Below are 12,708 nucleotides of genomic sequence, written 5' to 3' on the forward strand. Positions count from 1 at the left end.
CGGAGCCCGAGAGGAGACGACGATGGAATACGGAGTGGCACTGCCGACCATGGTCCGCGGAGTGCGCGGCCGCGACCTGCTGGAGTGGGCGCGCCGGGCCGAGGCGGCCGGGTTCGCCGACCTCGCGGTGCTCGACCGGCTGGTGTACGGCAACGACGAGCCGCTCGTCACGCTGGCCGCCGCCGCGGCCGCGACCGAGCGGATCAGGCTGACCACGGGCATCCTCATCGCCCCGTACCGGAGCAGCGCGGCGCTGGTCGCCAAGCAGGCCGCGTCCGTGCACCACCTGTCCGGCGGGCGGCTCACCCTCGGCGTCGCGGCGGGCGCCAGGCCCGACGACTACGCCGCGGCCGGCGCCGAGTTCGGCGACCGCGGCCGCCGCCTCGACGCGATGCTCGCCGAGATGCGCAAGGTCTGGGCGGGCTGCGAGATCGGGCCGGAGCCGCCCGGCGGCGATCCCGAGGTCCTCGTCGGCGGGCGGGCGCCGGCCGCGCTGCGCCGGGTCGCCGCGCACGGCGACGGGTACTTCGCCGCCGCCGGACCGCCGCACACGTTCGCCGAGCGGGCCGCCGACGTCCGCCGCCGCTGGCGCGAGTCCGGACGGCGCGGCAAGCCGCGCATGGTCGCGCAGGCGTACTACGCCCTCGGCCCGGACGCGGACGCCGCCGTCCGCGAGCACCTCGGCGACTACTACTCCTTCGCCGGGAGGCTCGCCGAGATGATGATCAAGGGAGCGCCGACCGGGCCCGCCCGGCTGCGCGACACGGCCCGCGCCTTCGCCGAGGCCGGATGCGACGAACTGGTGCTGGTGCCCTGCGCGTCCGGGCCCGAGCAGCTGGACCTGCTGGCCGAGGCACTCGGGGAGGCCGCCTGATGTCCCGACGAAGAACCGTCATCACCGGGATCGGCGTGGTCGCCCCCGGCGGGATCGGCACCGGGCCCTTCTGGGAGCTGGTCACCTCGGGGCGGACGGCGACGCGCCGCATCACCCAGTTCGACCCGTCCGGGCACCGCTGCCAGGTCGCCGCCGAATGCGACTTCGACCCGGCCGCCGCCGGGCTCACCCCGCGCGAGATCCGGCGCACCGACCGGTTCGTCCAGCTCGCGAAGGTGGCCGCGCGCGAGGCCGTGGACGACAGCGGCCTCACCGTCGACGACCGGCTCGCCGCGCGCACCGGCGTCGCGATGGGCAGCGCGGTCGCCGGCACCAAGAGCATGGAGGCCGAGTACGTCGTGCTCAGCGACGGCGGCGCGCACTGGAACGTCGACCCCGCCTACGTCAGCCCGCACATGTACGACTACTTCCTGCCCAGTTCGGTGGCCGCCGAGGTCGCGCTGACCACGGGCGCGCGCGGCCCGGCCACGGTCGTCTCGACGGGCTGCACGTCCGGGATCGACGCGGTGGCGCACGCCGCCGAGGTGATCCGGGACGGGGCCGCCGACGTCGTGGTCACCGGCGGCAGCGACGCCCCGATCTCGCCGATCACCGTCACCTGCTTCGACGTGATCAAGGCGCAGTCGGTGCACAACGACGACCCGGCCCGCGCCTGCCGCCCGTTCGACCGCACCCGCCGCGGCCTGATCCTCGGCGAGGGCTCCGCCGTGCTCGTGCTGGAGGAGTACGAGCACGCCCGGCGGCGCGGCGCGCGGATCTACACCGAGCTCGCGGGCGCCGCGTCCCGGTGCAACGCCTTCCACATGACCGGCCTCAAACCGGACGGCCGGGAGATGGCCGAGGCGATCACCACCGCGCTCGGTGAGGCCCGGATGGACCCGGGCGACGTGGACTACGTGAACGCGCACGGCTCGGGCACCAAGCAGAACGACCGGCACGAGACCGCCGCGTTCAAGCGCGCCCTCGGCGAGCACGCCCGCCGCGTGCCGGTCAGCGGGATCAAGGCGGCGGTCGGCCACTCGCTCGGCGCGATCGGGTCCATCGAGATCGCCGCGTGCGCGCTGGCGATGGAGCACGGCGTGGTGCCGCCCACCGCCAACCTGCGCGAGCCCGACCCCGAATGCGACCTGGACTACGTCCCGCTGGACGCGCGCGAGCACCGCGTGCGCGGGGCGCTGACGGTCGGCAGCGGGTTCGGCGGGTTCCAGAGCGCGATGGTGTTCCGCGACCCGGAGAGCGCCTCGGAAGGGAGGAGCGCATGAGCGGCCAGGCGGTGGTGACCGGCCTCGGCGTGACCGCGCCGAACGGGATCGGCGTCCACGAGTACTGGGACGCCGTCCGGGACGGCCGGAGCGGCCTCGGCGCGATCACCAGGTTCGACGCGTCCGGCTACCCGGTGGCCGTGGCGGGGGAGATCCCCGAGTGCCCGGCCGAGCGGGAGCTGCCGGAACGGCTCCTGCCGCAGAGCGACCGGGTGACCAGGCTGGCGCTCGTCGCCGCCGGGGAGGCGCTGCGGGACGCGGCGATCAAGCCCGGCGACGTGCCCGAGTACCAGATGGGCGTCGTCACGGCGAGCACGTCCGGCGGCCTGGAGTTCGGGCAGCGGGAGCTGCAGAAGCTGTGGGGGAGCGGCTGGCGCGACGTGAGCGCCTACATGTCGTTCGCCTGGTACTACGCGGTGCACACCGGCCAGATCTCCATCCACAACGGCATGCGCGGGCCCGGCGGGGTGCTGGCGTCCGAGCAGTCGGGCGGGCTGGACACGCTGGCGTTCGCGCGCCGGAAGATCCGGGCCGGCACCACCACGATGGCGGCCGGCGGCGTGGACGGCACGCTCTGCCCGTACGGGGTGGCGATCCAGACCGCCGGCGGGGAACTGAGCCCGTGCGCCGACCCCGGGACGGCCTACCTGCCGTTCGACGCCGAGGCCGGGGGCTGCGTCCCGGGCGAGGGCGGGGCCGTCCTCATCGTCGAGGACCGCGCCGGCGCCGAGGAGCGCGGCGCCCCGCAGATCTACGGCGCCGTCGCCGGGCACGGCGCCGCGTTCGACCCGGAGCCCGGCTGCGCCGACGGGCTGTACCGCGCGGCGCTGGCCGCGCTCGACGACGCCGGGCGGCCCGCCGCCGCGGTCGACGTGGTGTTCGCCGACGCCGCGGGCCGCCGCGACCTGGACGACGCCGAGGTCGCGGCGCTGACCCGGCTGTTCGGGCCGCGCTCCGTCCCGGTCACCGCGCCCAAGTCGATGACGGGGCGGCTGCTGTCCGGCGGCGCGGCGCTGGACCTGGCGACCGCCCTGCTGGCGCTGCGCGACGGGGTGATCCCGCCGACCACCGGCACCCGTCCCGGGCGCGCCGACGACCGGATCGACCTGGTCGTGGCGGAGCCGCGCCCGGCCGGGATCGGCACCGCGCTCGTCCTGGCCCGCGGGCGCGGCGGGTTCGCGTCGGCCGCGGTGCTCACCGCGCCGTAGCCGCCGTCCGGGCCCGCCGTGCGGCCGCGCCGTGCGGCCGCGCCGTGTTCAGGCCGCCGTCCGACCGAGGAGTGCGCATGTCCGATATCAGGCCGTACCGGGTCGCCGTCCCCGACTCCGAGGTCGACGACCTGCGGTGCAGGCTGCGCGCCACCCGGTGGGCGCCCGACCCGCCCGGCACCGGCTGGTCGCGCGGTGTCCCCACCGCCTACCTGCGGCGCCTCGCCGGCCACTGGGCCGACGCGTACGACTGGCGGCGCCATGAGGCGGAACTGAACGCGCACCCGCAGTTCGCCACCGAGATCGACGGGACCCGCGTGCACTTCCTGCACGTGCGCTCCGCGAACCCGGACGCCGTCCCGCTGGTGCTGCTGCACGGCTGGCCGGGGTCGGTCGCCGACTTCCACGCCCTGATCGGCGCCCTCCGGGACGACTTCCACCTGGTGGTGCCCTCCCTGCCCGGCTTCGGCTTCTCCGGGCCGCCGCCGGAGACGGGATGGACCGACGGCCGCACCGCCCGGGCGCTGAACGTCCTGATGGACCGGCTCGGCTACGCCCGCTACGGGGTGCACGGCGGCGACGTCGGGGCCTTCGTGGCACCGCTCATGGGCCGGGACGCCACGGGCCGCGTCCTGGGCGTCCACGTCAACGCCCTGGTCACGGTGCCCGGCGGAGACGAGGACGTCGACGCGCTGGACGACGCCGACCGCGCGAGGCTCGACGCGCTGCGGCGGTGGCAGGAGAACGAGGGCGCGTACCTGCGCGTCCAGGGCACCAGCCCGCAGACGCTCGCGCACGCCCACCACGACTCGCCCGCCGGGCTGCTCGCCTGGTTCGCCGAGCGCTACCGCGACCTCACCGGGACCGCCGACCTGCCGGACGACGCCGTCGGCACGGACGCCGTCCTCACCAACGCCAGCGTCTACTGGCTCACCGGCACGGCGGGGTCGGCGGCGCACAGCTACTACGAGCGCTTCCACGACCGGGCCGGGTGGGAGCGCGGCGGCCGCTCCCCGGTGCCCACGGCGGTGGCCGTGTTCCCCACCGACCACGCCATCCGCCCGTTCGCCGAGCGCGCGCACACGATCGTCCGGTGGACCGAGTTCGAGCGGGGCGGCCACTTCCCCGCGCTGGAGGCCCCGGACCTGCTCGCCGCCGACCTCCGCGCGTTCTTCCTCGACCAGATCCCCAGGAGACCGAGATGACCGAGCCGCACCTGCAACGGCTGGCCGCCGGCGTGCACGCCTACGTGCAACCGGACGGCGGATGGTGCCTGAACAACGCCGGCGTCATCGCCTCCGGCGGCACGACGATCGTGGTGGACACGGCCGCGACCATGAAACGCGCGCTGGCCCTGCGGGACGCGGTGCGCGAGGTGGCGCCCGCGCCGCCGCGCCTCGTCGTGAACACCCACTTCCACGGCGACCACACGTTCGGCAACTGCGTCTTCACACCCGAGGCCGTCGTGGTGGCGCACGAGGGGACGCGCGCCGAGGCGATCCAGGCCGACCTGCACCTGACGGGCCTCTGGCCGGACGTCGAGTGGGGCGACCTCCGGCTGGAGCCGCCCGGCCTCACCTACGAGCGGCGGATGACGCTGCACGCCGGCGACCTGCGCGCCGAACTGTTCCGCCTCGGCCCCGCGCACACCCGCGACGACACCGTCGTGTGGCTGCCGGACCAGCGGATCCTGTTCGCCGGCGACCTCGTCATGTCGGGCGTCACCCCGTTCTGCATGATGGGCTCGGTCGAGGGCTCCCTCCGCGCGATCGGGCGGCTGCGCGAACTGGACCCGGCCGTCGTCGTCCCCGGGCACGGGCCGGTCGGCGGACCCGGGCTCCTGGACGAGGCCGAGCGCTACCTCCGCTGGGTGCGCGACGAGGCCAGGCGGGGGCTCGCCGACGGCCTGGACCCCCTGGAGATCGCGCACCGCGCCGAGCCGGACGGGCGGCTGCTCGACCCCGAACGCCTCGTCCCGAACCTGCGGCGCGCCTGCGCCGAGGAGGCCGGCGCCCCGCCCGGCGAGCGCATGGACGTCGCCGCGATGTTCGGCGAGATGATCGACTACCACGGCGGCCCGCTGCCCTGCCGCGCCTGATCCGGAGGAGACCGTGCACAAGATCCTGATCGCGAACCGGGGCGAGATCGCGGTGCGCGTCGCGCGTGCCTGCCGCGACGCCGGCCTGTCCAGCGCGGCGGTGTACGCCGACCCGGACGTGTCGGCGCCGCACGCGCGGATGGCCGACGAGGCGTACGCGCTCGGCGGCGCGACGCCGGCGGACACCTACCTGAACATCGGCAAGCTGCTCAAGGCCGCGGCGGACGCCGGCGCCGACGCGGTGCACCCCGGCTACGGGTTCCTCTCCGAGAGCGCCGAGTTCGCGCAGGCGGTGATCGACCAGGGCCTCGTGTGGATCGGTCCGCCGCCGTCCGCCATCGAGGTGCTCGGCGACAAGGTGCGGGCCCGCCGCATCGCCCGCGAGCAGGGCGCCCCGCTCGCCCCCGGCACCGCCGGGCCGGTGCCGGGCGCCGCCGAGGCCGCCGCGTTCGGACGCGAGCACGGCCTGCCCGTGGCGATCAAGGCCGCGTTCGGCGGCGGGGGCCGGGGCCTGAAGGTGGCCCGGTCGCTCGAGGAGATCCCCGCGCTGTTCGAGTCGGCCGTCCGGGAGGCCGAGGCCGCCTTCGGACGCGGCGAGTGCTTCGTCGAGCGCTACCTCGACCGCCCCCGGCACGTCGAGACGCAGTGCCTCGCCGACCGGCACGGCGACGTGGTCGTGGTGTCCACCCGCGACTGCACCCTGCAGCGCCGCCACCAGAAACTCGTCGAGGAGGCCCCCGCGCCCTTCCTCACCGAGGACCAGCGGCGGACGCTGTACGAGGCGTCGCGGAAGATCCTGCGCGCCGCCGGGTACGTCGGCGCGGGCACCTGCGAGTTCCTCCTCGCCGCGGACGGCACGGTGTCGTTCCTCGAAGTCAACACCCGGCTCCAGGTCGAACACCCGGTCACCGAGGAGGTCACCGGCATCGACCTGGTCAGGGAGATGTTCCGCATCGCCGACGGCGAGCCCCTCGGCTACGGCGACCCGGAGCCGCGCGGACACGCGATCGAGTTCCGGATCAACGCCGAGGACCCGGGCCGCGGCTTCCTCCCCTCGACCGGGACGCTCGCGACCTGGCGTCCGCCGTCCGGGCCGGGCGTCCGCCTGGACGGCGGCTATGCCGAGGGGCAGGAGGTCCCGCCGCAGTTCGACTCCATGCTCGCCAAACTCGTGGTCACCGGCGCGACCCGCGAGATCGCCCTCCAGCGGGCCCGCCGCGCCCTCGCCGAGTTCGAGGTCGCCGGCGTCGCGACCGTCCTGCCCTTCCATCGCGCGGTCGTCGAGGAAACCGCCTTCACCGCCGAGCCCTTCGACGTCCACACGGCCTGGATCGAGTCCGACCGCGCGCCCTCGATCCCGCCCCAGCCGGACGCCTCGGCCGACCCCGCCACGTCCGCCCGCAAGGCCGTCATCGCCGAGGTGGACGGCAAGCGGGTCGAGGTCGTCCTGCACACGGCCGCGGAATCCGCGGCCCCGGCACCGTCCAGGCCCAGGCCGCGCAGAGCCAGGGCCAAGGAGGAGGACGGCGACGCCCTGATCTGCCCGCTGCAATCGACCGTCGTGAAGGTCCTCGCCGAAGAGGGCGACACCGTCGAAGCCGGCGACACCATCGTCGTGGTGGAGGCGATGAAGATGGAGCAACCCCTCACCGCCCACAAAGCGGGCACCATCTCCGCCCTCAACGCCGACCCCGGCCGTCCGGTGACCCCCGGCACCCGGATCTGCCTGATCCGCTGATCACCGACGCGCTCGGCAGCACGTCCCCCCGAACGTCAGGTATCAGCCGATTTGACCTGATGTTGGCCGTCATGGGCGATGGGTTCCCCGACGCCGGGTAGAGCGGGCGGTATCGCCGAAGCGCCCAGTGCGGGGAGGAAGATCATGACTGCATCGACCGAGGCCGCGCCGGCCCGGGAATGGGCCGACGCCTTCGCGGCGGCCAGCAACGACGATCCCGAGATCCAGGCCCACGGCACGTACTTCACCTGCACTTACCTGCTGGACGCCGCCGACCGCACCTACGCGATCAAGGTGGAGTCGGGGCGGGTCACCGAGGTCACGGTGGATCCGGGCCCGCTCGACGTCCCGTACGAGTTCGCGATCCGGGCGAGCCCCGAGACGTGGCGGGGGTTCGGTGAGCCGGTACCGCCTCCGATGCACCACGGGATCTGGGCCGCCACCTTCCAGCGCGACATGCGGCTGGACGGGAACGTGCTGATCCTCATGCAGAACCTGCGCTGCATCACCCGGCAGATCGAACTGCTCCGGACCGTCGGCTCGCCCGTCTGAAGGAGGAGACCACCGTGAGCGCCATATCCCCGGTCACCGGGCACTACGTGAGCATCGAGGTCGACGGCCTGGAGTACAAGGTCTTCTACCTGGAGAACGGCACCGGGCGGCCCCTGGTCTGCCAGCACACCGCCGGATGCCACAACCACCAGTGGCGCGGTCTGCTGGAGGACGAGGAGATCACCGCGAACTACCGGGTCATCGCCTACGACCTGCCCCGCCACGGCAAGTCCGACCCGCCCGAGAACGCCGAATGGTGGAAGGAGGAGTACAGGCTCACCGCGGACCACTTCGTCAACTTCATCGTCGCCCTGTGCGACGCCCTCGGACTCGAAGACCCGATCTTCATGGGCTCCTCGTTCGGCGGGAACGTCGCGCTGCAGCTCGCGCTGCGCCGGCCCGACCGGTTCGCGGGCGTCCTGGCGGTCGAGGGCGCCGACTACTCGCCCGGGTTCTACCTCGACTGGTGGCAGCACCCGCACGCCAACGCCGCCCAGGTCTGCGCGAGCGGCGTATGGGACCTGATGGCGCCCCAGTCGCCCGACGCCGACCGCTGGAAGACCTGGTTCTACTACTCCCAGGGCTCCGAGGCGTTCAAGGGCGACCTGTACTTCTACTCCGTCGACCACGATCTGCGGGACCGCCTCCAGGAGATCGACGGCGACCGGTGCCCCGTCGTGATGCTCACCGGCGAGTACGACTACCTGACGACCCCGGAGGACAGCGCCCGCACCGCGAACGCGATCCAGAACGGCACCTTCGTCAAGATGGAGAAGATCGGGCACTTCCCGATGAGCGAGAACCACTCCGCGTTCCGCGGCTACCTCATCGAAGCCCTCAAAACCCTGGAAAGAGGTAGCGCCTCATGAGGCCGCTCGGGCGGCGATGGTGACCGGGAGGCCGTCGTCCCCCGGCTGCCGCGCGATCATGTCCTTGACGGCCACCGTGCCGCGTTCGAACTCTCCGGTGGCGGCGTCGACGAGCCGGTAGGCCTGGGTCCGCTTGTGAACGGGCTGGGCGTCCAGAATGATCACCCGCAACTCGCCGGGTTCGAAACGGCAGCGCTTCTGCAACGCGGCGATCAGACGTTCATCGTGCATATGTCCGTCGCCGAAGTTCCAGCCCAGGAGGACGCCTGCGACCATTTCACCGTCCAGGACCAGGTAGTCGGTATCGTGGGCGGGCCCGCACGCCCTGGGAATGAGCGCGAAATGTGCTCGGCCGTGAGGGTGCAGCGCCCGGAACGCATAGCCGCTGTACAGCGGTATCTCGGCCTCTGCGGCACTGCCGTAGACCTTCTCCAATTGATGGTGCGGCAGCATCGCGGCCCGCTTCGTGCCCCTGTCGAGTTTGTCCACAGCCGATTCGGTGAGGCACCACACTGACGTGTCCCAGTTTCCGGCGTAGTAGCGCATCCCCGGCAGGAACGAGATCTTCTCGGGGAACAGATTGCCCAGCACGACGAACGTCGCGCTCACAAGCGGAACGGCCAGCACCCACGGCTGTGTCAGGTCGCCGACGCCGTAGGACGCCTTGTCGACGAACAGGACGCCGATGTGAGGGCAGCAGGTCCCCGGGGAACGACCGGTGGAAGCGGTGCTTGAACCGGCCGAACCGCAGGACGGGGCTGTTGCTCAGCATCGCCTGGATCACGAACGGGAAATGGCCGTTGAGCTTGGAGGCGGCCGCACCCCACCAGATCACCAGCATCATCAGCTTGGCACCGACGATCGCGTCGACCCCGGAGAACAGGAAGGGCACGGCGATCGCCGCGTACACCTCCGAACGGGCGGCCAGGAACACGGTGCGGTCACGCAGCCCCAGGACTCCGAGCACGGCCAGGACCAAGGCCGGCTTCCAGTCCGGTAGAAGGCCGTCGGCGGCGGCGTCCGACAGCAGCGCGAGCAGCAGCGCGGCCAGCAGCACCCGTACAGCAGCACGTCCAACGGCGTGCGCGCGTCACCGCGGGTGAAAGGGACGCGGCCGGGCCAGGGAGGCAGGCGAATGGTGCCGGGCCGAAGCCAGTACAGAAACGACCCGAGCGGGGGAAGAATACGCGAATTCAACGGCCCGAACCCGCAGCCCAAGCCGAGCACCTCGAACAGCATCGACCACAACACGAGCTTCTCGAACACGACCGGCGCAGCCCACCACTGGCCGACGGAGGTGAACCCGTCGATCCCCTCGGTCGCGAGCGCGAACCCCATCGCACCCAGCACGTACAGCCCGATCTTGACCGTGTACAGGAGGTACACCACGTCGGGAGTGCCGAATCCGACCTCGCACAGGTGCCGGATCAGCGGCCGCATCCGCTCGATACGCGTACCGCCCTGCCATTCAGCACGATCGAACTGCGGAAAGTCCGGTTGAAGAAAGCCCATGCTATCGGGCCAATGTCGGCGCACGCCGCCATTGACCACTACCTCCGTCCTGCTCGATGGACGATCGATAGAACAACATTTACGCCGCAAGCGCCTCAATCGAACGTCCACGACACCGCGGAGCCGGGGTTCGCATGAGCCGAAAATAGACGATCAGACGGACCTGGACAAGTGTCTAGTTGAGCCCCGCGCATGTCCCATCGCGGAGGGCTGTTCTTCTGTGCGGCTTGATCCGGCCACCGGGGGTGGGGGACAGCGTGCGGTGAGCGTGGTTGTCTACGACTATCCCGGCAGTCGGGCGGGGCCGATCACAGCCTTGGGGAGTGACGTGGACGCGACCGAATCCCGGATGCCGGCGACCTCGGTGGAGGTGGACGCCGTTCAGCGGACCGCCAGGATCGCGGGTGTCTGGTTCATCCTCACCTTCGTCTTCTCGATCCCGGCGGTGTTGCTGTACGACCCGGTCCTCAACGACGCGAACTACATCCTGGGAGCGGGCGCGGACGCGCAGGTCCGGGCGGGAGCCCTCCTGGAGATCCTGACCGCCGTCGCGAACATCGCCACTGCGGTCGTGCTGTTCCCGGTCCTGAAACGGCAGAGCGAGAGCATCGCCCTCGGCTACATCGGCCTGCGGATCGTGGAATCGACCGTCATCGTGATGGGGATCGCCAGCGTGCTCGCCGTGGTGGCGTTGCGGCAGGATGTGGCGGGCGGGGGCGGCGCGGACGCCGTGGGGATCGGCCAGTCACTGGTGGCGTTGAAGAATCAGACGTTCCTGCTCGGTCCTGCTTTCTGCGCGGGCTTGGGCAACGGCCTGCTGCTGGGTTACCTGATGTACCGGTCGGGCCTGGTGCCGCGCCCCATGGCCCTCATCGGCCTCGTCGGAGGTCCCATCGCATGCGCCACCGCGACCGCTGTTCTTTTCGGCGCCTATGAGCAGCAGTCCCCGGTGAATTTCCTGTTCACGGCGCCAGAGATCGTCTGGGAAGCGTCGCTGGGCATCTGGCTCCTCATCAAGGGCTTCCGTCCCGCCGCCCTCATCACGGGAGCGGCCGGCGAGACCACACGGACCCCGGACACGGCGTGACGGGCGGTCACTGTCCGCGTTGAAACCGGGCCTACGGGAGCTTCGACAACCACGTCCGCAACGGCCTGGAGCTGAGCGAGGCCACCGACGCGGCGCTGGACGCCCGGCTGCCGACCGCCTGATCCGCCCGGAGCGGACCGGCTCCGTCAGGCGTGCGTCCGGTGGGAACCGGGAGGACGCCGGCGAACGGCCGCGTTCGCCTCGGTGATGTGCAGGCGGTTGTGCAGCCCGGCGATGTTCATGATGCGCAGCACCCGGGACTGCGGGTGGTGCAGGCGCAGCTGGCGGCCGTGGCCGGCCATGACCTGGTGCGCCCACACCAGGACGGCCAGGCCGCTGGAGTCGGCGAAGCTCAGCTCGGAGAGGTCGAGCAGCAGCCGGTGCGGGTCGTGCCGGTCGATCACCGCGCCGATGTGGCGGCGCAGGTCCTCGGAGGCGGCCACGTCGAGTTCACCGCGCAGGCGCAGCTCGGCCGTGGAGTCGTGCGGGCGGACGTCGACCGCCACCAGCAACGCGCCCCCGGCGCAGGAGACGGTGCCGGGGGCGGCCGTGGCCGATGGCGTCGGTCCGCCGGGCGGCGATGCCGAGGTGAACAAGTGATCGTTTGCCGGGGTCACAGAGCCTCCAAGGGCGCGGGGATCTCCGGGACCGGGCAGGGTCAGGGGCCGGACCGAGGTGGAGCGAACATGGCGCGACCGTCCGAGCGGACGCGCCGGTGAAACAGATCGGGTCGATCGGTCGTGGTGGTGTTAGGTGTCACCGCCGAGGATCTCTGCTGCCAGTTCGGCGACACGGCGGCGGCTGTCGCGCGCCTGTTTGCGCAGCCGGTTGAACGCCGCCACGGCGTCCACGCCGTGGGTGGCCATGAGGTAGCCGATGGCGCGCTCGATGACGACGCGGTAGTCGAGCGCGTACTGCAGCTGGGCGGCGGTGACGCTGTGCTCCTCGGACGACAGCGCGGCCGCCATCAGCTCACCGACGAGGCCGGCGTAGGCGCGCAGCGCCGACATGTCGGAGTCGTCCCACCCGTAGGGCTGGGACCGGTAGACGTTCAGGGTGCCGACCGGGCTGCCGCCCAGCAGGATCGGCACTCCCGCCACCGCCCGCACCCGTGCGTCCAGGACCTCCGGGAGGTGCGGCCAGCGGGCGTCCGAGCGCACGTCCTTGGTGTGAACGGGGTGGCCCAGGACGTACGTGTCGTAACACGGCCCCTCTTCGGCCTGGGCTTGGGCCTCCTCCAGGGAGCGGCCCGCCTCGTCGGAGGCCGCGATCGAGAGCAGCTGCTCCTTCTGGTCGATGAGCATAATGCCGGCCCCGTCGTAGCCGAACAGCCGGTTCACCGAGCTGACCACGTGCTGCAGGGCCCGCGCGACGTCGGTCTCGTGCGGGGTCTCGCGCAGCCGCTCAAGGCTGGCGCCCAACGCTTCGACGTCGATATGCATCATGATCCACATCCTTGGACGGCGGGCCCGGGGTCACTGGGGTAC

Annotated in this window: 12 protein-coding genes and 2 pseudogenes; 9 read left to right on the forward strand and 5 right to left on the reverse strand. The window is 72.4% G+C overall.

The window, feature by feature from the left end:
• Positions 1-22: 22 nt before the first annotated feature.
• The 8 genes from E1284_RS02265 (at position 23) to E1284_RS02300 (ending at position 8,622) form a co-directional block, all read left to right on the forward strand.
• The gene (locus E1284_RS02265; RefSeq protein ID WP_131936487.1) at positions 23-874 is read left to right on the forward strand and encodes an LLM class flavin-dependent oxidoreductase; all 852 of its coding nucleotides are present in this window, start codon (positions 23-25) and stop codon (positions 872-874) included.
• Complete coding sequence (locus tag E1284_RS02270) at positions 874-2,157, forward strand: beta-ketoacyl-[acyl-carrier-protein] synthase family protein (RefSeq protein ID WP_131936489.1); 1,284 nt, start codon at positions 874-876, stop codon at positions 2,155-2,157. Before E1284_RS02265 ends, E1284_RS02270 begins: the two co-directional genes overlap by 1 nt.
• Positions 2,154-3,365 (forward strand): beta-ketoacyl synthase N-terminal-like domain-containing protein, encoded by a 1,212-nt coding sequence (locus E1284_RS02275; protein ID WP_131936491.1) that lies wholly within the window; start codon positions 2,154-2,156, stop codon positions 3,363-3,365. Before E1284_RS02270 ends, E1284_RS02275 begins: the two co-directional genes overlap by 4 nt.
• A 77-nt stretch (positions 3,366-3,442) precedes the next feature.
• The gene (locus E1284_RS02280) at positions 3,443-4,570 is read left to right on the forward strand and encodes an epoxide hydrolase family protein (RefSeq protein WP_131936493.1); all 1,128 of its coding nucleotides are present in this window, start codon (positions 3,443-3,445) and stop codon (positions 4,568-4,570) included.
• Positions 4,567-5,463, forward strand: a complete 897-nt coding sequence (locus E1284_RS02285; RefSeq protein ID WP_131936495.1) for an MBL fold metallo-hydrolase — start codon at positions 4,567-4,569, stop codon at positions 5,461-5,463. The genes E1284_RS02280 and E1284_RS02285 overlap by 4 nt, the downstream gene beginning before the upstream one ends.
• A gap of 13 nt (positions 5,464-5,476) precedes the next feature.
• Positions 5,477-7,201 carry an acetyl/propionyl/methylcrotonyl-CoA carboxylase subunit alpha gene (locus E1284_RS02290; RefSeq protein WP_131936497.1) on the forward strand — a complete coding sequence of 575 codons (1,725 nt, stop codon included), beginning with the start codon at positions 5,477-5,479 and terminating at the stop codon, positions 7,199-7,201.
• A 144-nt stretch (positions 7,202-7,345) separates the two neighbouring features.
• Positions 7,346-7,753: a hypothetical protein gene (locus E1284_RS02295; protein ID WP_131936499.1), complete on the forward strand. Its 408-nt coding sequence runs from the start codon at positions 7,346-7,348 to the stop codon at positions 7,751-7,753.
• Between the two features lie 14 nt (positions 7,754-7,767).
• Positions 7,768-8,622 carry an alpha/beta fold hydrolase gene (locus E1284_RS02300; protein ID WP_131936500.1) on the forward strand — a complete coding sequence of 285 codons (855 nt, stop codon included), beginning with the start codon at positions 7,768-7,770 and terminating at the stop codon, positions 8,620-8,622.
• On the opposite strand, the gene E1284_RS42355 is transcribed toward E1284_RS02300, so the two are convergent.
• The 3 genes and pseudogenes from E1284_RS42355 to E1284_RS43915 form a co-directional block, all read right to left on the reverse strand.
• Positions 8,617-9,309: a DUF3556 domain-containing protein gene (locus E1284_RS42355; RefSeq protein ID WP_207923516.1), complete on the reverse strand. Its 693-nt coding sequence runs from the start codon at positions 9,307-9,309 to the stop codon at positions 8,617-8,619. The genes E1284_RS02300 and E1284_RS42355 overlap by 6 nt on opposite strands.
• Before the next feature lie 58 nt (positions 9,310-9,367).
• Positions 9,368-9,679: pseudogene (locus E1284_RS43910) on the reverse strand (DUF3556 domain-containing protein); the annotation flags it as partial.
• 11 nt (positions 9,680-9,690) lie between these two features.
• Positions 9,691-10,134, reverse strand: a pseudogene (locus E1284_RS43915) (DUF3556 domain-containing protein); the annotation flags it as partial.
• A gap of 328 nt (positions 10,135-10,462) precedes the next feature.
• Between E1284_RS43915 and E1284_RS02310 the strand changes: the two are divergent.
• Positions 10,463-11,221: a DUF4386 domain-containing protein gene (locus E1284_RS02310; RefSeq protein ID WP_207923514.1), complete on the forward strand. Its 759-nt coding sequence runs from the start codon at positions 10,463-10,465 to the stop codon at positions 11,219-11,221.
• Positions 11,222-11,367: 146 nt separating this feature from the next.
• Here E1284_RS02310 and E1284_RS02315 read toward each other — a convergent pair whose 3' ends face one another.
• Entirely contained in the window at positions 11,368-11,727 is a 360-nt protein-coding gene (locus E1284_RS02315; protein ID WP_165965094.1) for an STAS domain-containing protein, read from the reverse strand.
• 243 nt (positions 11,728-11,970) lie between these two features.
• Positions 11,971-12,666: a GAF and ANTAR domain-containing protein gene (locus tag E1284_RS02320; protein ID WP_165965095.1), complete on the reverse strand. Its 696-nt coding sequence runs from the start codon at positions 12,664-12,666 to the stop codon at positions 11,971-11,973.
• Positions 12,667-12,708: the final 42 nt, after the last annotated feature.

The organism is Actinomadura bangladeshensis, assembly GCF_004348335.1.
Classification (GTDB): domain Bacteria; phylum Actinomycetota; class Actinomycetes; order Streptosporangiales; family Streptosporangiaceae; genus Spirillospora; species Spirillospora bangladeshensis.

Coding starts and splice junctions, on each gene's coding strand:
- E1284_RS02265 (WP_131936487.1), top strand. CDS start 23: ATGGAATACGGAGTGGCACTGCCGACCATGGTCCGCGGAGTGCGCGGC.
- E1284_RS02270 (WP_131936489.1), top strand. CDS start 874: ATGTCCCGACGAAGAACCGTCATCACCGGGATCGGCGTGGTCGCCCCC.
- E1284_RS02275 (WP_131936491.1), top strand. CDS start 2,154: ATGAGCGGCCAGGCGGTGGTGACCGGCCTCGGCGTGACCGCGCCGAAC.
- E1284_RS02280 (WP_131936493.1), top strand. CDS start 3,443: ATGTCCGATATCAGGCCGTACCGGGTCGCCGTCCCCGACTCCGAGGTC.
- E1284_RS02285 (WP_131936495.1), top strand. CDS start 4,567: ATGACCGAGCCGCACCTGCAACGGCTGGCCGCCGGCGTGCACGCCTAC.
- E1284_RS02295 (WP_131936499.1), top strand. CDS start 7,346: ATGACTGCATCGACCGAGGCCGCGCCGGCCCGGGAATGGGCCGACGCC.
- E1284_RS02320 (WP_165965095.1), bottom strand. CDS start 12,666: ATGATGCATATCGACGTCGAAGCGTTGGGCGCCAGCCTTGAGCGGCTG.